Genomic DNA, 22,346 nt, shown 5'->3' with positions numbered 1-22,346 from the left:
GATTCGTGAGTCATCGCAGCGTAGAATCACAACCGATTCCCCGCTGCAACTCCTATCTTAGCGCATATGCCCTCAAGGGGGAGATGGCCGGCAGGCCAGAGGGGGGCCGCGAAGGAATGAGACGTCGATCCCTTTACTCGGCCGCCTCTTCGATCCGCTCCATATCATCGTCCGACAGGCCGAAATGGTGGCCGATCTCGTGGATCAGCACATGGGTGACGATATCGCCCAGCGTCTCCTCGTTCTCGGCCCAGTAGTCGAGGATGGCGCGGCGGTAGAGCGTGACGCGGTTCGGCCCCTCGCCGGTCTGCGGATTCCAGCGCTCGGCGATGCCGCGCCCCTCGAACAGGCCGAGCAGGTCGAAAGGCGTTTCCAGCGACAGGTCGTCCATGATTTCGTCGGTCGGGAATTCGGCGATCTGGATGACGATCTCGCCGGTCAGCTTGCGAAACTCCTCCGGCAGATGGGCGTAAGCTTCTAGCGCCAGGAACTCCATTTCCTCCATCGACGGCGAAAGCTCGTCGTGCCAGGTACGGGTTTTGTAGATGCGGGCCATGCTTTGTCCTTCTGATCCCGGCATATAGGCTTTCGCGCCGGACTCGGCAATTAGCCGGGTTGCCGCCTTTCGCTGACAGGAATAAATTCCCCATCACTCCGCTTGACTCTTCGGCCGCCCTCTGGAATCTATTAGAACATAACAGGAACAATTGTGAGTGGAAGCTGACCGTCATGGCGACAAGCGCCGTGGCGCGGGAGACTGTTTTTGCCCTGCGCCGCCAGATCGCGAAGATCGAGGGAACGCTGCCCGAGCGCCTGCAGGCGCCGGCCGCAGCCCCCGTTGATGCGCCCCGGAATCCAACAGCTGATGTCACTCCCGGGGATCCAACAGCTGATGTCACGCCCAAAAAAATCACGCCCAAAAATCTGACAATCATCCGCCGCGGCCTCGCCGTGGCGCCGCCCGATGCGTTTCTGCGCACCGGCGCCGAAGATCTCGATACTGCGCTCGGCGGCGGCCTGCCGAAGGCGGCGCTGAGCGAGATCCATGGCGCCGCGACCCGCGATGCCGGGGCCGTCGCCGGCTTCGCCCTGTCGCTCGTCAGCCTGATCCTCAAACAGGGGCCGCGACTGCCGGTCCTGTGGATCGGCACCGCGGAAATCTTCCGCGAGGCCGGCTTCCCCTATGCCACAGGACTTCATCGCCTTTTCGGCATCGAGCCGGAGCAATTGCTGTTTTCCGAGGCGCCAAGGCTCCTCGATGCGCTGTGGACCGCCGAGGAGGCCGCCCGGATGACGGCGCTCGCCGCCGTCATCCTCGAAATCCGCGGCAGTCCGCAGCGGCTGGACCTCACCGCGACGCGGCGGCTGCACGCCCGGGCACAGAGCGCCGGCCGGCCGGTGTTTTTGCTGCGCCAGGCCGGCGAACCCGAGCCGACGGCGGCACCCGTCCGCCTCGTCCTGTCGGCGGCGCCGTCGGCACCACGCCAGACGATCGCCGGGCCGCTCGCCGGCTCGATCGGCCGTTCCGCCTTCACCGTCAGCATCGGCAAGAGCCGCACCGCCTTGCCAGGACAATTCACACTGGAGTGGAACCCCGATGAACGCAGTTTCGAGGAAAGAAGGGCCGGGGAAAGACGGCAAGAACGGGCAGCGAATCCTGTCCCTGTGGTTTCCGCATCTCGCCGCGGAAAGGATCCTGCGCCAGCGTCTGGGGCGGTCCTGGCGTTCGCGGCCGTCGGATCACCTGCCGCTGGTGATCAGCCATCGCCAGGCGAACGCGCAGCGCATCGCCGCCCTCGACGAGCGGGCTGAGGCGCTTCATCTGAAGCGCGGCATGGGCATAGCCGACGCGCGCGCCATGCATCCGTCGATCGACGTCGTGGAAGCCGATCCCGAGGCCGACCGCCGCCTGCTCGAAAGCCTCGCCGACTGGTGCGACCGCTACACCCCGCTGGTGGCGATCGACGCAGCCGATGGCCTGTTCCTCGACGTCACCGGCTGCACCCATCTTTTCGGCGGCGAACGGGCGATGCTGGACGACATCCTGTCGCGCTTTTTCCATCAGGGTTTCGATGTCCGCGCCGGCCTTGCCGCCACACCAGGTGCAGCCTGGGCGGCAGCGCGGTTTTCTGGTGACCGCATCGTCCCCGGTGGCGAGGAGGAAGCGCTTCTCGCGCCCTTGCCGCTGGCGGCGCTGCGCATCGAGCCTGACATCCGCGCCAGCCTGGAAAGCGTCGGCCTGCGCACGGCGGGCGCCGTCATGGCAGCACCGCGCGCGCCGCTCGCCCGCCGCTTCGGCAGATCGCTGCTTTTGCGCCTCGACCAGGCAGTCGGCCGCCTCGACGAGGCGGTGTCGCCGCGCCTGCCGGTGGCGCCGCTTTCGGTCGAACGCTATCTCGCAGAACCCATCATGCTGACTGACGAAATAGAGCGGCTGGTGAAAATGCTGGCGACGACATTGAAGGCGGACCTCGAGCGCCGCGGCGAGGGCGCAAGAAGGCTGGCGCTGCTGCTTTTCCGCGTCGACGGCGCCGTCAGCCGCATCGCCGTCGGCACCTCGCGGCCGTTGCGCGAGCCGCTGCTGATCCAGAAATTGTTCCACGAGAGGCTTGCCGCGCTCGAACAGGACATCGATGCCGGCTATGGCTTCGATCTCGTGCGCCTCTCGGTGCTGTCGGCCGCGGCCTTCGACATGCAGCAGGCGGATCTGACCGGCGAGACGCGCGACGACGGCGCCGACATCGCCCTTTTCGCCGACCGCATCCGCGCCCGGCTCGGCGACAGCGCGGTTTTGAAACCGGTTGCCGTCGAGAGTCATCTGCCCGAGCGCGCCGTCGCCACGCATCCCTATGCGGAGGCGCCGCAAAGGGTCTCTGCGCCGAAGCAGCCGGGCAAGATGAAAGACACTAGGCCTGTCTTTCCGCCGGAACGGCCGATCCGGCTGTTCCGTTCGCCCGAACCGATCGAGGTGCCGGCCACCGAAATGCCTGAGGGACCGCCGATGAATTTCCGCTGGCGGCGGGCTCTCTACCGGGTGGCGCGCGCCGAAGGGCCGGAACGCATCGCCGCGGAATGGTGGCGGGAGGCAGCGGGGCAGGAAGTGACCCGGGATTATTTCCGCATCGAGGATAGCGACGGCCGCCGTTACTGGCTTTATCGCCAGGGTCTCTACGGCGCCTCGCAGGTGGCGCCGCGCTGGTTCATGCATGGGGTCTTCGCATGAATGCGCTGGCGGTCGTTCCCTATGCCGAATTCGGCATCCAGTCGAATTTCTCGTTCCTGCGCGGCGCCTCGAAACCGGAGGAGCTGGTGGTCGCGGCAAAGTTTTTGGGCTTTTCGTCGATCGGGCTTGCCGACCGCAACACGGTGGCCGGCGTCGTGCGCGCCTGGCAGCAGGCCAAGGTGGAAGGTCTTTCCTGTCATCCCGGCTGCCGCCTGGTGTTTTGCGATGGCACGCCCGACGTTCTCGCCTATCCGCAGGACCGCAAGGGCTGGGGCCATCTGTGCCGCATGCTGACGCAGGCCAATATGCGCGACGACAGCGAAAAGGGCGCACCGCTGCTCTATCGCGACGATCTTTTCGAATGGGGCGATCGCATGTCGCTGGCGATCCTGCCGGATTTGTCGGCGCCGGCGCAGGATCTCAGGCTGATCAGCCGCCTGAAAGATCGCTTCGGCAAGACCCTGCGGCTTGCCGTTTCGCCGGATTATCACGGCAACGACCGCTACCGTGTTGAGCAGGCGGCGGCCATCGCCGAGGCATCAGGCATTCGGCTGATGGCGACCAACGACGTTCTTTACCATACGTCCGAACGGCGCCGGTTGCAGGACGTGCTGACGGCGATCCGCCTCAACCTGCCTGTTGCCGAAGCCGGGCTGGAACTGGCGGCCAATGCCGAGCGCCATTTGAAACCGCCAATGGAGATGGCGCGGCTGTTCCGGCGGCATCCGCAGGCACTGGCGCAAACGCAGCACTTTGCCGGCGAATTGAGCTTCTCTCTCAGTGACCTCCAATATAACTATCCCGACGAACCGACGGAATCGGGCCTCGGGCCCCAGGCCGAGCTGGAAAGGCTGGCTCGGGAGGGAGCCGCGATACGCTATCCCTCGGGCGTTCCCGCCGATGTGACCAGGCGCATCCGCGAAGAACTCGCTTTGATCGAGCGCCTGAATTACGCGCGCTATTTCCTGACAGTCTACGACATCGTCAAATTTGCCCGCAGCCAGGGCATACTCTGCCAGGGACGTGGCTCCGCGGCCAACTCGGTGGTCTGCTATTGCATCGGCATCACCGAAGTGGGGCCTGAGCGGATCGATTCGCTTTTCGAGCGTTTCATTTCCGAGGAAAGAAACGAGCCGCCCGACATCGATGTCGACTTCGAGCATGAAAGGCGCGAGGAGGTCATCCAGTATATCTACTCGAAATACAGCGCCAAGCGCACCGCGCTTGCCGCGGCCGTCGTCAGCTACCGGGGCCGGTCGGCGATGCGCGAAGTGGCCAAGGCGATGGGCCTGTCGGACGATGTCAGGAGCGCGCTGTCCAGCTCGATCTGGGGCTGGTCGACCTCGGAGCTCGGCGAAAAGGAGACCAGGGCCGGCGGCCTCGATCAGACCGATCCGTCGACAAGGCAGGTGATCGAATGCGCCAACGAGATCATGGGCTTTCCCCGTCATCTGTCGCAGCATGTCGGCGGCTTCGTCATCACCAGGGACCGGCTCGACGAGATCGTGCCCATCATCAAGACGGCGATGGACGAACGCAAGATGGTCGAGTGGGACAAGGACGATCTCGACGCGGTGAAAATCCTGAAAGTCGACGTGCTGGCGCTCGGCATGCTGACCTGCCTGCAGCGCGCCTTCACGCTGCTTGAGGATCATTATCCCGATGCGCGGGATGATTTTGGCCGGCCCTATGTGCTGGCCACCCTCCCTGCCGAGGACAAACATGTCTACGACATGATCTGCCGCGCCGACACGATCGGCGTCTTCCAGATCGAATCGCGCGCCCAGATGTCGATGCTGCCGCGGCTCAGGCCGAAAACATTCTATGACCTCGTCATCGAGGTGGCGATCGTGCGGCCCGGCCCGATCCAGGGCGACATGGTCCACCCCTATCTGCGCCGCCGGCAAGGCAAGGAAAAGCCCGAATATCCCAAGCCGGAACTGGAAGAGATACTCGGCAGGACGCTGGGCGTGCCGCTGTTCCAGGAACAGGCGATGAAGATCGCCATCGTCGCCGGCGGCTTCAGGCCGGGCGAGGCCGATGAACTGCGCCGCGCCATGGCCACCTTCAAGCGCACCGGCACGATCGGCAATTATCGCAGGCGGATGGTCGACGGCATGATTTTGCGGGGTTACGAAAAGGACTTCGCCGAGCGCTGCTTCAAGCAGATCGAGGGTTTTGGCGAATATGGCTTTCCCGAAAGCCATGCCGCCTCCTTCGCCCTGCTGGTCTATGCCTCCTGCTGGTTCAAGACCTTCTATCCCGACGTGTTCTGCGCCGCGATCCTGAATTCCCAGCCGATGGGATTTTATCAGCCGGCTCAGCTTGTCCGCGACGCGCGCGACCATGGCGTTGAAATCCGCGAGGTCGACGTCAATTTTTCCGGTTGGGATTGCGCGCTGGAAGAAGTGCCTTTCGATCCAACCCGCATTCTCGACCGCCATGCCCAGATGCGCGGCGTCATCCGGACCAATCATGCCGTCCGGCTGGGTTTTCGCCAGGTCAAGGGCCTGTCGAAGGAGCGCATGGAGGTGTTTGTCGCCAGACGCGGCGACCGCTACGCATCCGTTCGCGATGTCTGGCTGCGCTCGGGCCTCTACGTCGACGAGATCGAGAAGCTGGCGCAAGCCGACGCTTTCCGTTCGCTCGGCCTCGACCGCCGCGACGCCCTGTGGGCGGTCCGCGCGCTCGACGGCAGGAGTGCCACGGAGACCCTGCCGCTGTTCGACCGACCTGAGATCCGCTTGCGCGATCTCGAGCCCGAGACCAGGCTGCCGACAATGCCGCTCGGCGAGCACGTCGTCCACGACTACCGCTCGCTCGGCCTGTCGCTGAAGGCGCATCCGCTTGCCTTTCTGCGCCAGCGGCTCGACCGTTCCGGCGTCACCCCCAATGCGCGCCTCGGCCAGGTTCGGGACGGCAAGCGCGTTTCGGTCGCCGGCCTTGTCCTGGTGCGGCAGCGGCCGGGTAACGCCAAAGCGATTTTCCTGACGCTGGAAGACGAGCAGGCGGTCGCCAACGTCATTTTTTGGGAAAGAACCTTCAACCGCTACCGGCCCATTGTCATGGGCGCGCGGCTGGTCCGCGTCACCGGCAAACTGCAGTCGGAATCGGACGTCATCCACATCGTCGCCGAGAAGGTCGAGGACCTGACACCCTGGCTGTCCGTGCTTTTGCAGGAGAAGCCCGATGTCCCTGTCGTGCAAAACGACCGGCAGGACATCGCGGGGAAGGCAGAAAGGGTCATGCCCAAGGGGCGCAATTTTCAATAGGGGATGTGTCGGCGGGACAGCGAAGGATCACCACGCTTCAGGACGGCCCACCCAACCGCGGCGGCGGCAATCCGTCGTCGAAGGGGAGCGAGCGTGCCTCCGAAGGCAGCATGATCGGAATGCCGTCACGCACCGGATAGGCAAGCCGCGCGACCCTCGAGATGAGCTCGCCGCGCTCCGGATCCCAGCTAAGCGGACCCTTGGTCAGCGGGCAGGCCAGCAATTCCAGCAGCTTGGGATCGACATTGACCTTCTTTCCCTCACGCCCGTCCACCATTTTTGCCAGTCCTCTCGTTCGTCCTCAGTCTTCGTGCGTTGACGCTGCCCCTCACCTGCCTGCCGGCATCCTCTCCCCGTACAGTGACGGGGAGAGGGACGCTCTCATCGATGGTTTCGCCAATCACCCGCGTTGCAGAACGTCCGCCAAGGCTGCCGAAAGCCCCTTCTCCCCGTCCCTATACGGGGAGAAGTGCCCGGCAGGGCGATGAGGGGCGGCGCCGACTTCCGCAATTGGCTTAGTCCCAGCGTTCCTTTTACTTTGCCTACTGCAAACTCGAGCCGAAATCCTCGTTTTCGCGTGCCAGCGCCATTTCGGTGATGGCGATCAGCGTTTCGGCGCGTGTCTTCAGGTCCGCCGCTTCGAGCAGCGCCTGTTTCTCGGCCGGCCCGTAGGGAGCCATCATCGACAGCGCATTGACCAGCATGGCGTTTTCGGCGCGGCTGACGCTTTCCCAGTCGGCTTCAAGATCGTTGGCCTGCAAATAGGCGCGAAATGCCTTGAGCAGCGCCGGCCGGTCGATCTCGGCCTCCGCCTGATCTTCGTCGAGATCGGTGAGAAAGGGCGCAAACCGGCACTGGCGGAAGGGCGTCTTGACCGCAAGCTCCTGCACGATGCGGAACCGGCACACACCTTGCAGCGAAATCAGGTAGCGGCCGTCGCCGCTCTCGGAAAGCGCGATGATGCGTCCGGCGCAGCCGACATTGCAAAGCGCCGGCTCGCCGTCGGCACGCCGCGCGCCGTCGAGGCTGGGCTGTATGACGCCGATCAGCCGCGGTCCGGCGATCGCCTCGTCCACCATCTCCAGATAGCGCGGCTCGAAAATGTTGAGCGGCATGCGGCCGCCCGGCAGCAGCAAGGCGCCTTCAAGCGGGAAGATCGGCACCGTCGGCGGGAAATCCGTATCGAGCCGGTAATGCGCGTTTCCCGCCTGCACGTCAAACCTCCGCTCGCTCCCTCAAGAAGCGCATCAAGCCCGCCCATCCCTTAGCAACCTGGCGCAAAATCGTCACCAGGCGAAGAACGGATCGGTCAGGCCTCCTAATCTGGCGCAGCCGTCGCCGACCGCAAGACCGTCACGCAAAAACAGCTTGAGGCTGCGCTCAGGAAAACAGCAGCGACGACAATTTGCGCCGCGCCGCCAGCGTTGCCTCGTCGGTCATGCCCCATGCCTCGAAGAACTGCAGCAACTGCGTCTTGGCGCCGTCGTCGTTCCACGAGCGATCGGCCTTGACGATCGCCAGCAGATTGTCGGCTGCGGCCATGCGCTCGCCGTTGGCGTTCTGGATCATGGCAAGCTCGAAACGTGCCTGATGATCCCCGGGGTTCTCAGCCAGGCGTCGCTCGAGCTCGGCCGGATTGCCAAGTGCTGCCGCCTGCGCAGCAAGCGCCATCTTGGCGCGCAGCGCGGCGAGCGGCGGCGCATCCTTCTTGGCCTCCGGCGCCCGCGCCAGCACGGCTTCGGCGCCCTCGGCATCGCCGGCCTCGAACAGCAGATCGCCCAGCCCGGCAATGGCCTCGATCGTCTCCGGCGCCTGTTCCAGGATCGCGTCGAAAATGTCCGCCGCGGTCTGCACATCGCCGGCGGCGCGCGCCTCCGCGGCCGCGGCAAGCGCCTCGGCCACCTGCGGCGCACCATTCTTGTTGCCGCCGACCTTCTGGATGAACGCGGCGATCTGGCTCTCGGGAATAGCGCCCATGAAGCCGTCGACCGGCTGGCCGTCCTTGAATGCGATGACTGCCGGTATCGACTGGATGCCGAGCTGTCCGGCGATCGAAGGATGGTCGTCGATGTTCATCTTGACCAGCTTGACCTTGCCGCCGGCGGCGGTGACCGCCTTTTCCAGCAGCGGCGTCAGCTGCTTGCAGGGCCCGCACCATGGCGCCCAGAAATCGACCAGCACCGGCTGACGGCGCGATTCCTGGATGACGTCGGCGGCAAATGCTGCCGTCGTCGTCTCCTTGATGACGTCGACGGCGACAGGCGGGTCGCCAAGCGCGACTTTCGCGGGGCTGGCGTCAGTGCCGCCATACTGCACAGTGGTGGCATACTGTCCGCCATTGCCGCCAAATGGGCCGCCAAATTGATTGTTGTCGCTCATCTCGTGCCCTTTCGGTCGCCGCCCGGCCGCCAGCCCGGCGCAACATCCTTAATTCTCACTCAGAAGTCGGTTTATCGTCATCCATGTGGCGATCATGCCGTGACTTTCAAGATAACAGCATCATGCCCGGTTGCCTCGACGAATTTGACCAGGTCGGCGGCGGCGATCGATGTCGTCGCCTCGTTGGTTAGCGGATGGGCGTTGATGACGGCATGGCGCATCAACTCGTGGTCGAGAACGACCTTGACCCGTAACTGCGTATCGTTGATCAAGCCGAACACGGTGACCGCCCCCGGAACGACGCCGAGAAGCTCCATCAGCATCTCCGGCTTGCCGAAGGACACGCGCCCGGCGGCGCCGATGATTTGGTGGATCTGCTTGAGATCGACCACCGCCTCCTCATCGACGCTGACCAGGAAGAAATTGTCCTTCCTGTCCTTGAGGAACAGGTTCTTGGTGTGCCCGCCGGCGATTTCCCCGCGCAGCGCCTGCGAATCGGCGACCGTGAACAGCGGCGGATGGCGCAGGGTCGAGACCTCGATCCCGAGATCGGCAAGAAAGGCGAAAAGCTCGGCTTCGGTTTTCGGCATGTCGTTTCTGTCGGACTTTCTTGTTGTCGCGGTTTGGATCATGCCGTTTACGGCCAATGACGCCGCCGAGACAAGACCGTTGCGCAGCAAGGCTGCCGATTGCGTTGCTGTCCGGGCCAGGGAAGGCTCGTTTACGTCGCCGGGTGCGGCCCAAAAAACCTGCGATTTCCCTGTTGCAATCGCCGCGCCCTTCAGCCATATAGGCTCGGCTTGCGGCCCAAAAGCCGCGCGAGCGGGTGTAGCTCAGGGGTAGAGCACAACCTTGCCAAGGTTGGGGTCGAGCGTTCGAATCGCTTCACCCGCTCCAGTTTCCCAAACGGGAAACAAGCATCGAAAAGCCGCGGTTCGCCGCGGCTTTTTCGCGTTTGGGCTGCGCGGCATCAGCCGGCAGACGCCGAATAAAATTGCAAATCATGTGTGCGCGGCGGCGCATCGTAGCATCGAGATTCTTGGTCAGTTGGCGGGCTCCTTCATCTGTTCGGCCGATGCTGTGGGTCAAGAAAAGGCCGACATTCGAGTCCGATCCTAAGGGATCCCCTGGAACGGTCCTGCCCCTACAGACGGTCCAGAGAGCACCACCGGCCTCAGGGCCGGTGGTGCATTGTTGCGTGGGCGCCAAACCAAACCGTGACCGCCTTGGTGTTCGGCGCCGGGTCCCAGCCATATCCTGTGCATCGACTATCGGGCGCCCGCGCCTCTGCGAAAATCCGACGGCGACATGCCGGCCAGCTTGCGGAACGACTTGTTGAAGGCGCTGAGCGAGCCGAAGCCGGAGTCCATGGCGACGCGCAGCACGTTGGCGTCCTGGTGCATCAGCAGCGCCTGGGCGTAGCTGAGCCGCAACAAATTGACATACTCGTTGAGCGTCATGCCGGTCGACTTCTTGAAAACGCTCATGGCGTATTTGGGATGGATGTCGGCCGCCGCCGCGATGTCGACGCAGTCGATGTCGTAAAGGAAATTCTCGGCGATGAAGTCGCACATGCGCCCGACATTGCGCAGCGATTGCTGGTCGAAGGGGCTGCCTGCTTCCTGCTCGATCGGCGTTTCGGGTACCAGCCGGTAGGGTTCGAAGCGCACCCGCTCCAGCCGCAGCAAGAGTTCGTTGACGGCGTGCTCGGCCTTGCCCGCATCGCCCGAGCGGACGTAGCGGTTCCAGCGCTCGAAATTGTCGCTGTCGGACCGGTCGGTGGCATTGGTCACCAATGTCGCGCCGGTCATCAGCCGGTTGCGGACGTCGGCGGGCAGGTGCAGCCGGAAGAAGTGCACCAGCGGCAGATGCGCGCCGGCATAGACGGCATCGTCCGACGCATCGTCCATCTGGTGCGGCAGGCCGCCCCAGAACAGGCACATGTCGCCGGCCGAAAGCGCGATCTCGTGCTCGTCCATGCGGTAGTGCACGGCGCCGCGGACGATGAAATTCACCTCGACCTGGGCATGCCAATGCGGCTTCAGCATCACCAGGGGCTGGGTGTGAAACATCTGCAGCAGCAGCGGCAGACCCTCCACGCTGCTGGCGCCGGGCTGGTAAAACGGCCTTTCCAGCATCTTACTTTCCGCCCATTCTTTATTCCCTTTGTCGCGGACAAGCCTTCGCCAGCGCCTAGTCTAGCCATGCTCGCGAAGAGAGAGCAAATGAAATGGGAGGATTTCAATGCGCATCACACTGACCTGCGCCGCGTTCGCGCTTGCCCTGGGCTCAGCCCCGGCCTTTGCGCAATCCGGCGAAATCACGATCTGGAGCTGGAACGTCGCCGCTTCGTCGCTGAAGGCCACCATAGAAGGTTTTAACAAGCAGTTCCCCGACATCAAGGTCACGGTCCAGGATCTCGGCAACCAGCCGACCTATGACAAGTCGATCGCCGGCTGCGCCGCCGGCGGAGAGGGGCTGCCGGACATCGTGACGATCGAGAACGGTGAGGCCGAGAACTACTGGAGCCAGTTCCCGGACTGCTTCGTCGACCTCCATACGCTCGGCTATACCGCCGAAGACCAGGCAAAATTCCCCGATTTCAAGCGCACCGAGCTCGAAGTGGAAGACAAGGCCTATGCGATGCCGTGGGATTCCGGCCCGGTGGCGATGTACTATCGCCGCGACTTCTATGAGAAGGCCGGCGTCGACCCGACCTCGATCAAGACCTGGGACGATTTCATTGCCGCCGGCAAGAAGATCCAGGAGGCCAATCCCGGCGTGACCATGACCAACGCCGATTTCAACGGCGACTCCGAATTCTTCCGCATGATCGCCAACGAGCAGGGCTGCGCCTATTTCGCCGCCGACGGGCAGTCGATCACCGTCAACCAGCCGGGCTGCGTGGCGTCGATGACCAAGATCAAGGAGATGAAGGACGCCGGCATCATCACCTCGGCCGATTGGGGCACCAAGATCACCAACAACACCGCCGACAAGGTCGCCAGCCAGATGTATGGCGGCTGGTACGAGGGCACCATACGCACCGAGTCGCCCGACGGCAGCGGCAAATGGGGCGTCTACCTGATGCCGAGCCTCACCGCCGACGGCCCGCGCGCCGCCAATCTCGGCGGTTCCTCGCTCGCCATCACCTCGGTGTCGAACAACAAGGAAGCCGCCTACGCCTACCTGAAATATTCGCTCGCGAGCAATGAGGGCCAGATAGCGATGCTGAAGGGTTTTGGCCTGGTGCCGTCGCTGATCTCGGCGCTCGACGACCCCTATGTCTCCGAAGGCCAGCCCTATTGGGGCGGCCAGGCGGTGTGGAAGGACATTCTTGGCACCTTGCCGAAAGTCGTCCCCAGCCGCGGCACGCCGTTCCAGAGCGACGCGGAAATCATCGTCCGCGCAGTGCAGACCAAATATCTCGGCGGCGGCTACCCCGACGCCAAGGCGGCGCTCGACGATGCCGCAAGCCAGATCGCCTCGGCGACCGGCCTGCCGGTCGAAGAGTGATCTGAACGCGACTCCCCTTCTCCCCTTGTAGGAGAAGGTGGCCTCGCGAAGCGAGGTCGGATGAGGGGTGTTCCAGGGAACACCAACGTCTCATTCCGTCCAGCACCCCTCATCCGTCTTGGCGCTGCGCGCCAATCCACCTTCTCCCACAAGGGGAGAAGGCAAGGCAGGCCGGTAAACCTAGAAACGGGAAGCGAAGGAGGCAACGATGCGCTATCAGAACGCCACGGCGTACCGCTTCCTCGCGCCCTATCTGCTGATCTTCTCGATCTTCTGGCTGTGGCCGATCATCAACTCCTTCCTGATCTCCTTCCAGGCGACGCGCACCGTGCCGTGGCGGTTCGCGCCGACCTTCAACTGGGGCCGGCTGATCGGCGACCCGGCCTTTTTCAACGCCTTGAAGAACACGCTGCTCATCCTCGTCATCCAGGTGCCGGTGATGATCACTTTGGCGATCGTCATGGCGGTGCTGCTCAATTCGCCGCTGCTCAAGGCCCGTGGCCTGTTCCGCTTCGCCTTTTTCGCCCCGGTCGTGGTCGGCGAAGTCGCCTATTCGGCGGTGTTCCGGCTGATGTTCAATCTCGACTACGGCATCATCAACAAGCTGCTGAACAGCGTCGGCCTGCCGCGTATCGACTGGTTTTCCAACGTCACCCCGGCGATGGCGGTGATCATGATCGCGGTGACCTGGCGCTGGGCCGGCTACAACGCCATCATCCTGCTCGCCGGCTTGCAGTCCATCCCCCAGGATGTCTATGAGGCGGCGACGCTGGACCGCGTCAGCAAGCTCAAGCAGTTCTTCTACATCACCCTGCCGCTGCTCAAGCCGATCATCGTGTTCTGCGCCGTGCTGTCGATCATCGGCACCATGCAGCTGTTCACCGAACCCTTCCTGATCACCGAGCGCGGCGGGCCGGGCGGCGGCACCGAAACGCTCGGGCTGCTGCTTTACCGCCAGGGTTTCAGGTCGCTCAATTTCGGCTACGCCTCGGCCATCGCCTACACCATGGCCGGGCTGGCGATCGCCATCTCGCTGGTGCAACTGTGGCTGACGAGGGAGCCGAAATGAGCTCACGTTCCGCTTCGAGCCGTTCCTCCTCCAGCCGCTCCTCCTCCAGATTGGGACGCAGCATCGCGCTGCATCTCTTCCTGACGCCGCTGGCGCTGATCTGGCTGTTTCCGCTGTGGATGATGGTGATCTTCTCGACCATGCCCGACAGGGGCATTTTCAGCCCCAGCATCGAGCTTTTGCCGCACGGCAGCTTCCTCGACAACGTCAACAACCTGCAGCGCGACACCAATTTCATCGGCGCCATCGGCATCTCGGTCTCGGTGGCGGTGACCTATACGTTCCTGTCGGTGCTGCTCACCTCGATGGCCGGCTGGGCGCTGGCGCGCTACCAGTTCTTCGGCAAGGGCGTTGTCGTCGCCATCATCCTCGGCACCATCACGCTGCCCTATGCTGTCGTGCTGATCCCGCAATTCATCATGGTGGCGCGCGATTTCAAGCTCGCCAACACCTGGGTGGCGCTGATCGTGCCGCCGCTGTTCAATTCGCTCGGCGTGCTGTTCATGCGGCAGAGCTTCTCGATGATGCCGGGCGATCTGTTCGATGCCGCTCGCGTCGAGGGGGTCAAGGAATGGCGGATCTTCCTGTTCGTAGCGCTGCCGCTGGCGCGGCCGATGCTGGCGGCGCTCGCCATCATCCTGTTCCTTGCCTCCTGGAACAATTATCTCTGGCCGCTGCTGATCAATTCCAAGCCCGGCGCGATGACGGCGCCGGTGGCGCTCGGCACGCTGATCGGCCTCACCAAAGTGTCGTGGGGCGGCATCATGGCGGGCGCCGTGATGCTCACCGTGCCGATGCTCGTCGTGTTCGTGCTCTTGCAGCGCCATTTCGTCGCCGGCATTGCCGCCGGCGCCATCAAATAGGATCAGCATGGCAGCGGTCACACTCAAAAATGTCGTCAAGCGCTTCGGCGTCTTCGAGATCGTTCACGGCGCGAACATCGACGTCGAGGACGGCGAATTCGTCGTCTTCGTCGGCCCCTCCGGCTGCGGCAAGTCCACGCTGCTCAGGATGATCGCCGGGCTCGAGGACATCAGCGGCGGCGAGATCGCCATCGGCGGCAAGGTAGTGAACAATGTCGAGCCGGCCGACCGCGGCATCGCCATGGTGTTCCAGTCCTACGCGCTCTATCCGCACATGAGCGTCGAGCAGAATCTGAGTTTTGGGCTCAGGATGAACGGCAACCCGAAAGCTGACACCGAGCGGCGGGTGAAGCGGGCCGCCGAGATCCTGCGCATCGCCGAGCTGATGAAGCGGCGCCCGCGGCAATTGTCGGGCGGCCAGCGCCAGCGCGTCGCCATCGGCCGCGCCATCGTGCGCGAGCCGCAAGTGTTCCTGTTCGACGAGCCGCTGAGCAATCTCGACGCCGAGCTCAGGGTGCAGATGCGGGTCGAGATCTCGCGCCTGCACAAGGAGCTCGGCGTCACCATGATCTATGTGACGCATGACCAGACCGAAGCGATGACGCTGGCCGACAGGATTGTCGTGCTCAACGCCGGCAATATCGAGCAGATCGGCGCGCCGCTCGATCTCTATGACGACCCCGCCAACCGCTTCGTCGCCGGTTTCGTCGGCTCGCCGAAGATGAATTTTCTGGCGGCACAAGTGGTCGGCAACGACGGCAATGCAACGCTCCTCGAACTCGCCAACCATGGCGGCGCTCGGCTGCAGAAACCGCTGTCGGGCGCCCCGCCTGCGGTCGGCGCCGAGGTCGTGCTCGGTGTGCGGCCGGAGCATTTCTTCGAGGCCGGCGAAGGCGATTGCGACATCGCCGTCAAGGCCGATGTCGCCGAGCACCTCGGATCGGTGAGCTACATTTATGCCAATGCCGGACCAGAGGAACTGATCATGGAGCGCGAGGCGTCGCGGCAGCGGGCGACTGGCGACCACATGGTGGTGTCGATCAAGGCTGGCCAATCGCTTCTCTTCGACAAGTCAGGTGCTCGCATTCGCTAGTGCCCAAAAGCATGCCCTCGGGCGTGAACCGCGCAGCGGTTTGGGACAACGCCATGCACACCAAGACACGCAATTTTTCTTTCACCAACTCGCGACGCCGAGGCGACCCCAAGGAGATCCAGGAATGACGTCCGAACCACAAAAAATCCGCTGGGGCATTCTCGGGCCCGGCACCATCGCCAAGGCCTTTGCCGGCGGCGTCGCCCATTCGCGCACCGGCACATTGGTCGCCATTGGTGCGCGCAATCCCGGCAAATCAGGCCTCGCTGAAAACTTCCCCGGTGCCCGCATCCTCGACGGCTACGAGGCTCTGCTCACCGATCCGGACGTCGACGCAGTCTACATTTCGACGCCGCATCCCAGCCATGCCGAATGGGCGATCAAGGCGGCCGAGGCCGGAAAACATGTGCTTTGCGAAAAGCCGATGGGGCTCACCGCTTTCGAGGCCGACGCGATGATCCATGCAGCGCGCAGGGCCGGCACCTTTCTCGGCGAGGCCTTCATGTACCGGCTGCATCCGCAGACGGCAAAGCTGGTCGACCTCGTCAGGTCCGGCGCAATCGGCGAGGTACGCATGGTGAAATCGAGCTTCGGCTTCGCCATGCCTGGCTTCATGCCGGAGCACCGGCTTTATGCCAACGATCTCGCCGGCGGCGGCATTCTCGACGTCGGCGGCTACCCCGTTTCGATGGCGCGGCTGATTGCCGGGGCCGCATCGGGAAAGCCTTTCGCCGAGCCGGACAAGGTGGCGGGTGCGGCGCATCTCGGCCAGTCCGGCGTCGACGAATGGGCGTCGGCGCTGCTGCATTTTCCCAACGGCATCGTCGCCGAAGTCTCCTGCGGGATTTCGCTCGCCCAGGACAATGTCCTGCGCATCCTTGGTACCAAAGGCCGCATCGAGGTCGCGGATTTCTGGTATGCGAGCGGCAGGGAAGGCGGCACCGGCGAGATCCGCATCATCCGTTCAGGCGGTGAGGAGGTGGTCGAGGTCAGGGAAGACCGCTGGCTCTACGCTTTCGAGGTCGACGCCGCCGGCGAGGCGATCCTGGCCGGAAAGCAGGAGTTTGCCTGGCCGGGCATGGGCTGGGCCGACAGTCTCGGCAATCTGCGTGTGCTCGACAAATGGCGTGCCGCCATCGGGCTCGAATACGAGATCGAAAAACCCGAAAAACGCGTCGACACCATTTCTGGCCGGCGGCTGCGCTCCGGCGGCACCATCATTGCGAAGCGCGAAATTCCGGGCCTGCCGCGGCGGGCCTCGTGCCTGGCGCTCGGCTTCGAGGATTTTCGCACCTTCTCCTCCGGCATGATCCTGCTCGATGCCTATTTCGAAGCCGGCGGCAACGTCTTCGACACGGCCTTCATCTATGGCAGCGGCTACACCGAAACGCTGCTCGGCCAATGGTTGAAGAACCGCGGCGTGCGTGAGCACTCGGTGGTCATCGGCAAGGGCGCGCACACCCCGCTCTGCTATCCCGATGTGATCGGCAAGCAGCTCACCCAGTCGCTCGACCGGCTGCAGACCGATCATGTCGATGTCTATTTCATGCACCGCGACGATCCCGACGTGCCGGTCGACGAATTCGTCGACGCGATGGATCAAGAGGTCAGGACTGGCCGCATTCGCGGTCCGTTCGGCGGCTCGAACTGGACGAAGGAACGCATGGACGAGGCGATTGCCTATGCCGAACGGACCGGCAAGCAGAAGCCTGGCGCGCTTTCGAACAATTTTTCGCTGGCCGAGATGCTGGTGCCGATCTGGCCGGGTTGCGTCACCTCGTCCAGCGACGAATGGAAGGCCTGGCTGACCGCCCGGCAGATGCCCAATTTCGCCTGGTCGAGCCAGGGAAGGGGTTTCTTCACCGGCCGCGCCGGGCGCGACCAGCGTGACAATGAAGAGCTGGTCCGGGTCTGGTACTCGGAGAAAAATTTCGGCCGTCGCGACCGGGCGATCGAGCTCGCCAACAGGCTGGGCAAGAGCCCGATCCATGTCGCGCTCGCCTACGTCCTGGCCCAGCCGTTCCCGTCCGTCCCGCTGATCGGACCGCGCACGCTCGACGAACTGGAGGACAGTCTGCAGGCCCTCGACATTGCGCTTTCGCCCGACGACATCGCGTGGCTGGATGGCGGTTCGGATCAGCATCGACGCACGGGCTGAGGGGGCATCGCTGCCCTTTCCTTCTCCCACAGGGGGAGAAGGGGAGTCGCGCGTCCCGTAACTCTCCGACTTGCGGTCGAACGGCGACCACGGCTCTAATCATCGGGATCGTTCGCACTGCGCTTACATTGTTGTTTAAATTTGCTTTTCTATTTCTTGAAAAGCTTGTTGCTTTCCTACATACTTCGCAAACCGACCGCGCAAACATGGTAGAGATCGAGCTCCACAAACGGTGGGGATGAGTCATGACCGAAGCTGAAGGCCATGTACGATTGACCTCGGGCGACGACCCGGATGGACGCGATCATATCAGGCGCATCCCCGACATCATTTCGCTGGTGAAGGACTCTTACGGTGAATTGCGCCCGGCGGAGCGGCGCGTCGCCGATGTCGTGCTCGACGATGTCAAATTCGCGGTCGACGCTTCCAACGCTGCACTTGCCCAGCGCGCCCAGGTCAGCGAACCCACCGTGACCCGGTTCTGCCGCGCCATCGGCTGCGAGGGGGTGCGCGATTTCAAGCTGAAGCTGGCGCAGAGCCTGGTCGTCGGCGCGCTCTATCTGAGCAAGCCGCCGCCGGTGAGCAGCGACAATGGCATGCCGTTCTGGAATGCCGTGTTCGGCGAGGCCCGCCGGGCACTGCAGGAAGCCGAACGGCAGCTTGATCCGGCGCAGCTGGTGAAGGCCGCCGAGCTCATCGCCAAGGCGCGCCAGGTCACGGTGTTCGGCCTCGGCGGCAGCTCGTCGGCGCTGGCGCAGGAGACCCAGTGCCGGCTGTTCCGCTACGGCATCACCGTCGGCGCCCAATGCGACCCCTATCTGATGCGGATGACCGCCTCGACCCTGAAGCCCGGCGACCTGGTGATCGCCATTTCGGCGACCGGACGCACCCGCGAAGTGATCGAGGCCGTCGAACTGGCCAGGCATTACCGCGCCAACGCGATCTGCGTGACGGCGCCCGACACCGAGCTTGCCCGCGCCTGCGACGTCAGGCTGACGGTGGCGGTGCCCGAATATCCCGACACGCTGAAGCCGACCGCCTCGCGCTTCGCCTTTTTGGCCGCGATCGACCTGATGGCGGTGGCGGCAGCCTACAAGCTCGACGGCTCGGCCCGCGAAACGGTGCGCCGCATCAAATACAACGCCCAGATCCACAGGACGGGCAAGGATATGGAGCCGCTGGGGGATTGAGCAGCGCGGCTTCTTGCCTTCTCCCCTTGTGGGAGAAGGTGGCCGCGAAGCGGCCGGATGAGGGGTGCTCCAGCTTGGCACCAACGGCACTCCGGCCAACACCCCTCAACCGTCTCGGCGCTGCGCGCCAATCCACCTTCTCCCACAAGGGGAGAAGGACAGACCGGCGCCGACTCGAAGGAGAAAAAAATGCTCGACATGGCACCCTCAAAACAGGCGGCCAGCTGGCTTTCCTCTCTCTCCCGCGCCCTCGAGGCGGGCGACGCCGCGGCCGCGACCGATCTGTTCGTCGAGGATTGCTACTGGCGTGACCTGCTGACCTTCACCTGGAACATCAAGACGATGGAAGGCCGCGCGGCGATCCGCAACATGCTGGACGCCACTCCGGCGGCGACCAGGCCGACTGCCTGGCAGCTCACTGGCGAAGCAAGCTCGCACGAAGGCACGATAGAAGCCTGGTTCAGCTTCGAGACGTCATCAGCCTGGGGCCATGGCAACATGCGCCTGCAGGACGGCAGATGCCGGACGCTGTTCACGGCGATGAGCGACCTCAAGGGTTTTGAGGAGCGCAAGGGACCGGCGCGGCCGCTGGGTGTCCGCCACCAGGCCGATCCGGACCGCGAGACTTGGGCCGAGGCGAGGGCGCGCGAGGCGCGTGATCTTGGTGCCATTGAGCAGCCCTATTGCCTGGTCATCGGCGGCGGCCAGGGCGGCATCATGCTGGGCGCGCGGCTGCGGCAACTCGGCGTGCCGGCCATCGTCATCGAGAAGAATGCGCAGGCCGGCGATTCCTGGCGCAACCGCTATCGCTCGCTCGTGCTGCACGATCCGGTCTGGTACGACCATCTCCCCTACATCCCGTTTCCGGAAAACTGGCCGGTGTTCACGCCCAAGGACAAGATGGGCGACTGGCTGGAAATGTACACGCGCGTCATGGAGCTCAATTACTGGACCTCCACAGAATGCATCAGCGCGTCCTACGGCGAAGCCAAAAAAATCTGGACGGTCGAGGTCGACCGCGCCGGCGAGCGCATCACGCTGATGCCAAAGCACATCGTCTTCGCAACCGGCGCCTATGGCCCGCCGCGGCAGATCGACCTGCCCGGCGCCGCTGCGTTCCAGGGCGAGATCCTGCATTCCAGCCAGTATTTTAGCGGCGAGAAATTCCGCGGCAGGCGCGTCGCGGTCATAGGCGCGGCAAGCTCGGGGCACGATGTCGCCGTCGACCTCTGGGAGAGCGGCGCTGCGGTGACGATGATCCAGCGCTCGCCGACGACGGTGGTGAAGTCAGACACGCTGATGGAGGTCGGCTTCGAGATCTTTTCGGAAAAGGCGCTGGCCCGCGGCATCACCACCGAAAAGGCCGACATGATCGTCGCCTCGACGCCGTTCGCGCTGCTGCCGCAAAGCCAGCGGGCGCTGTACGACATCATCAAGGCGCGTGACGCGGCCTTCTACGACCGCTTGCGCGGTGCCGGCTTCGCCATCGATTTCGGCGACGACGAGACCGGGCTGCTGATGAAGGCCTACCGCACCGGCTCGGGCTACTATATCGACGTCGGCGCGTCCGATCTGATCATCGACGGCGAGATCGGCGTCCGCAGCGGCGTCGAGATCAAGTCGCTGACGCCAACCGGAATCCTGTTCGACGACGGCAGCGAACTGGCGGCCGACGCGATCATCTCCTGCACCGGCTAGCAGTCGATGAACGAGACCGTGGCGGCGATCGTCTCGCGCGACGTCGCCGACGAGGTCGGGCCGTGCTGGGGGATTGGCTCGGGCGTGAAAGGCGACCCGGGACCATGGCAAGGCGAATTGCGCAACATGTGGAAGCCGACGGCGCAGGAAGCGCTGTGGTTCCACGGCGGCAATCTGGCGCTGTCGCGCTTTTACTCGAAATATGTGGCGCTTCAGATCAAGGCGCGGATGGAAGGGATAGCGACGCCGGTCTATGGGTAGCAGCGCTCCTCTCCTTCTCCCTTTGTGGGAGAAGGTGGATTGGCGCGCAGCGCCAAGACGGATGAGGGGTGTTGGACGGAGTGAGGCGTTGGTGTTCTCTGGAGCACCCCTCATCCGACCGAGCTTCGCTCGGCCACCTTCTCCCACAAGGGGAGAAGGAAGAGCTGCCCAGCCTTCACCCACGCCCGAAATGCCGGCTCACCACATCGACATGCGTCTCATGCGCATGCGCTTCGTAGCGGTCGGTATCGCCAAAATCGTTAGCCGCTTCGTTCGGCCACCAGGTGCCGCCGATCACGATGCCGTCCGAGACCAGCCGCTGCTCGGCGACCAGCGACGCGCCGACCGCGTCGACAAAGGTAAAACAGCCCGGACGCAGCCGCAGCACTGCGATGTCGCCGACTGCACCGACCTTAAGCGTGCCAAGCTCGGGCCTTGCGATCGCCTCGGCCGGCCGTTGGGTCGCCGCGCGCAGCACCTCGACCAGCGGCATGCCGAGCGCCATCAATTTCGACATGCACACCAGAATGTCGAAGGCCGGACCGTCGACGCAGTAGAGATGCACGTCGCTGCTGATCACGTCAGGCGCCAGCCCTTCGCTGAGCATCGCCCTGGCAACCGAGAAATCAAACGAGCCCATGCCGTGGCCGATGTCGAAGATGACGCCGCGCTCGCGCGCCAGCCGCATGTCGGGCCGGACCGCGCCCGAGGCGAAGACCGGCGCGTTGGGAAACGGCCGGAAGCAGTGGGTGAGGATGTCGCCCTTGCGCAGCCGCGGCAGGACTTCCGAACGGCCTGGCGGCGGCTCGTCGATATGCGCCATCAGCGGCAGGCCGGCCTGGTCGGCAGCCTCGAGCGCCAGATCGACCGGCGCGATGCCGCTGCTGCCGCCGGCATGGCGACCCGAGCGTACTTTTACGCCGACGACCACGTCTGCGTGCTCGCGCACCGCCGCCACCGTCTCGCGCGGTTCGCAGAGCCGCAGATCGCTGCACTCGCCAACCGAAACGGTCTGCGAGAAGCCAAAAATGCCGGCAAAGGAAATGTTGACATAGGCCAGGATGCGGAGCTTCGAGCGCTCGATGACGTGGCGGCGAAAGCCGAGGAGGTTGCCGGCGCCAGCGCTTCCGGCGTCAATGAAGGTTGTGGTGCCGCTTTTTGCAGCGAGGCGGTCGGCATCGACGCCAAGCGAGGTGCCGCCCCAATAGACGTGGCTGTGCAGGTCGATGAGGCCGGGCGCGACGATGGACCCCGTCCCATCGATGACGCGCGCGGCGCGCTCGAAGGGAATGTCGGGATCGATCGCGGCGATGCGGCCGTTGGCGATGGCCAGATCGCGTTGCGCATCGAGGCCGGATGCCGGATCGATGAGGCGGCCGCCCTTCAGCAGGAGATCAAATTGCATCGGCGTCCGGCTCCTGTCTGTTCTCGTTCAACCGGCCTGTCCGCGCAATTCTCATACAGGCCATGTCGGAAAGCAACATTTTTTCGGACTTCATGTTGCTTTATTACAGGAGCGTCGCAAGTTAAGCGTAGCGCCAAAAATTGCCGATCCCCCCAAGTGGGGGAGATGCCAAGTTTTGGCAAAGAGGGCAGGACAGAGGGGGGCGCTGTCCCGCCGACT

17 protein-coding genes, 1 tRNA gene and 1 pseudogene are annotated in these 22,346 nt (G+C 64.1%); 11 read left to right on the top strand and 8 right to left on the bottom strand.

The window, feature by feature from the left end:
• Nucleotides 1-133 precede the first annotated feature (133 nt).
• Complete coding sequence (locus X738_RS73970) at nucleotides 134-556, bottom strand: metallopeptidase family protein (RefSeq protein WP_023802719.1); 423 nt, start codon at nucleotides 554-556, stop codon at nucleotides 134-136.
• 173 nt (nucleotides 557-729) lie between these two features.
• Here X738_RS73970 and X738_RS87630 point away from each other — a divergent pair, with 173 nt between their 5' ends.
• The 3 genes from X738_RS87630 to X738_RS73955 are packed head-to-tail and all read left to right on the top strand — an operon-like array spanning nucleotide 730 to nucleotide 6,495.
• Nucleotides 730-1,812: an ImuA family protein gene (locus X738_RS87630; RefSeq protein WP_023802718.1), complete on the top strand. Its 1,083-nt coding sequence runs from the start codon at nucleotides 730-732 to the stop codon at nucleotides 1,810-1,812.
• Nucleotides 1,754-3,223, top strand: a complete 1,470-nt coding sequence (locus tag X738_RS73960) for a DUF6504 family protein (protein WP_023802717.1) — start codon at nucleotides 1,754-1,756, stop codon at nucleotides 3,221-3,223. The genes X738_RS87630 and X738_RS73960 overlap by 59 nt, the downstream gene beginning before the upstream one ends.
• A complete protein-coding gene (locus tag X738_RS73955; RefSeq protein WP_023802716.1) occupies nucleotides 3,220-6,495 on the top strand; it encodes an error-prone DNA polymerase in 3,276 nt (1,091 codons plus the stop codon). The genes X738_RS73960 and X738_RS73955 overlap by 4 nt, the downstream gene beginning before the upstream one ends.
• A 37-nt stretch (nucleotides 6,496-6,532) precedes the next feature.
• Here X738_RS73955 and X738_RS73950 read toward each other — a convergent pair whose 3' ends face one another.
• The 4 genes from X738_RS73950 to X738_RS73935 all read right to left on the bottom strand — a co-directional run bounded on the left by X738_RS73950 (nucleotide 6,533) and on the right by X738_RS73935 (nucleotide 9,464).
• Nucleotides 6,533-6,772, bottom strand: a complete 240-nt coding sequence (locus X738_RS73950; protein ID WP_023802715.1) for a Trm112 family protein — start codon at nucleotides 6,770-6,772, stop codon at nucleotides 6,533-6,535.
• Between the two features lie 265 nt (nucleotides 6,773-7,037).
• Nucleotides 7,038-7,709, bottom strand: coding sequence for an LON peptidase substrate-binding domain-containing protein (locus tag X738_RS73945; protein WP_023802714.1), 672 nt, complete (start codon nucleotides 7,707-7,709; stop codon nucleotides 7,038-7,040).
• Between the two features lie 166 nt (nucleotides 7,710-7,875).
• The gene (gene trxA / locus X738_RS73940; protein ID WP_023802713.1) at nucleotides 7,876-8,874 is read right to left on the bottom strand and encodes a thioredoxin; all 999 of its coding nucleotides are present in this window, start codon (nucleotides 8,872-8,874) and stop codon (nucleotides 7,876-7,878) included.
• Nucleotides 8,875-8,966: 92 nt separating this feature from the next.
• The gene (locus X738_RS73935; RefSeq protein ID WP_023802712.1) at nucleotides 8,967-9,464 is read right to left on the bottom strand and encodes a prolyl-tRNA synthetase associated domain-containing protein; all 498 of its coding nucleotides are present in this window, start codon (nucleotides 9,462-9,464) and stop codon (nucleotides 8,967-8,969) included.
• 232 nt (nucleotides 9,465-9,696) lie between these two features.
• Here X738_RS73935 and X738_RS73930 point away from each other — a divergent pair.
• Nucleotides 9,697-9,771, top strand: a tRNA-Gly gene (locus X738_RS73930).
• Here the strand turns inward: X738_RS73930 and X738_RS81845 are convergent.
• Nucleotides 9,760-9,963: a hypothetical protein gene (locus X738_RS81845; RefSeq protein WP_031256443.1), complete on the bottom strand. Its 204-nt coding sequence runs from the start codon at nucleotides 9,961-9,963 to the stop codon at nucleotides 9,760-9,762. The genes X738_RS73930 and X738_RS81845 overlap by 12 nt on opposite strands.
• A gap of 179 nt (nucleotides 9,964-10,142) precedes the next feature.
• On the bottom strand, nucleotides 10,143-11,012 hold the full coding sequence (locus X738_RS73920) for a helix-turn-helix domain-containing protein (protein ID WP_023802711.1): 870 nt from the start codon (nucleotides 11,010-11,012) through the stop codon (nucleotides 10,143-10,145).
• 106 nt (nucleotides 11,013-11,118) lie between these two features.
• On the opposite strand from X738_RS73920, the gene X738_RS73915 reads away from it, so the two are divergent.
• The 7 genes and pseudogenes from X738_RS73915 (at nucleotide 11,119) to X738_RS73885 (ending at nucleotide 20,722) form a co-directional block, all read left to right on the top strand.
• A complete protein-coding gene (locus X738_RS73915; protein WP_023802710.1) occupies nucleotides 11,119-12,390 on the top strand; it encodes an ABC transporter substrate-binding protein in 1,272 nt (423 codons plus the stop codon).
• Between the two features lie 208 nt (nucleotides 12,391-12,598).
• Nucleotides 12,599-13,459 carry a carbohydrate ABC transporter permease gene (locus X738_RS73910; protein ID WP_023802709.1) on the top strand — a complete coding sequence of 287 codons (861 nt, stop codon included), beginning with the start codon at nucleotides 12,599-12,601 and terminating at the stop codon, nucleotides 13,457-13,459.
• Nucleotides 13,456-14,322 carry a carbohydrate ABC transporter permease gene (locus tag X738_RS73905; protein ID WP_023802708.1) on the top strand — a complete coding sequence of 289 codons (867 nt, stop codon included), beginning with the start codon at nucleotides 13,456-13,458 and terminating at the stop codon, nucleotides 14,320-14,322. The genes X738_RS73910 and X738_RS73905 overlap by 4 nt, the downstream gene beginning before the upstream one ends.
• 7 nt (nucleotides 14,323-14,329) lie before the next feature.
• Nucleotides 14,330-15,415, top strand: coding sequence for an ABC transporter ATP-binding protein (locus X738_RS73900; RefSeq protein WP_023802707.1), 1,086 nt, complete (start codon nucleotides 14,330-14,332; stop codon nucleotides 15,413-15,415).
• Between the two features lie 124 nt (nucleotides 15,416-15,539).
• Nucleotides 15,540-17,573, top strand: coding sequence for an aldo/keto reductase (locus X738_RS73895; protein WP_023802705.1), 2,034 nt, complete (start codon nucleotides 15,540-15,542; stop codon nucleotides 17,571-17,573).
• A 245-nt stretch (nucleotides 17,574-17,818) separates the two neighbouring features.
• On the top strand, nucleotides 17,819-18,763 hold the full coding sequence (locus X738_RS73890) for a MurR/RpiR family transcriptional regulator (RefSeq protein WP_023802704.1): 945 nt from the start codon (nucleotides 17,819-17,821) through the stop codon (nucleotides 18,761-18,763).
• Nucleotides 18,764-18,952: 189 nt separating this feature from the next.
• A pseudogene (locus X738_RS73885) lies at nucleotides 18,953-20,722 on the top strand (flavin-containing monooxygenase).
• 175 nt (nucleotides 20,723-20,897) lie between these two features.
• Here X738_RS73885 and X738_RS73880 read toward each other — a convergent pair.
• Nucleotides 20,898-22,127 carry an amidohydrolase/deacetylase family metallohydrolase gene (locus X738_RS73880; RefSeq protein ID WP_023802703.1) on the bottom strand — a complete coding sequence of 410 codons (1,230 nt, stop codon included), beginning with the start codon at nucleotides 22,125-22,127 and terminating at the stop codon, nucleotides 20,898-20,900.
• Between the last annotated feature and the right edge of the window lie 219 nt (nucleotides 22,128-22,346).

The sequence above is a fragment of the Mesorhizobium sp. L48C026A00 genome, assembly GCF_000502375.1.
In the GTDB taxonomy this organism is placed as follows: Bacteria; Pseudomonadota; Alphaproteobacteria; order Rhizobiales; family Rhizobiaceae; genus Mesorhizobium; species Mesorhizobium muleiense.
Note: the sequence above shows the minus strand (reverse complement) of the source record. Positions and strands in the feature narration are given on the sequence as shown.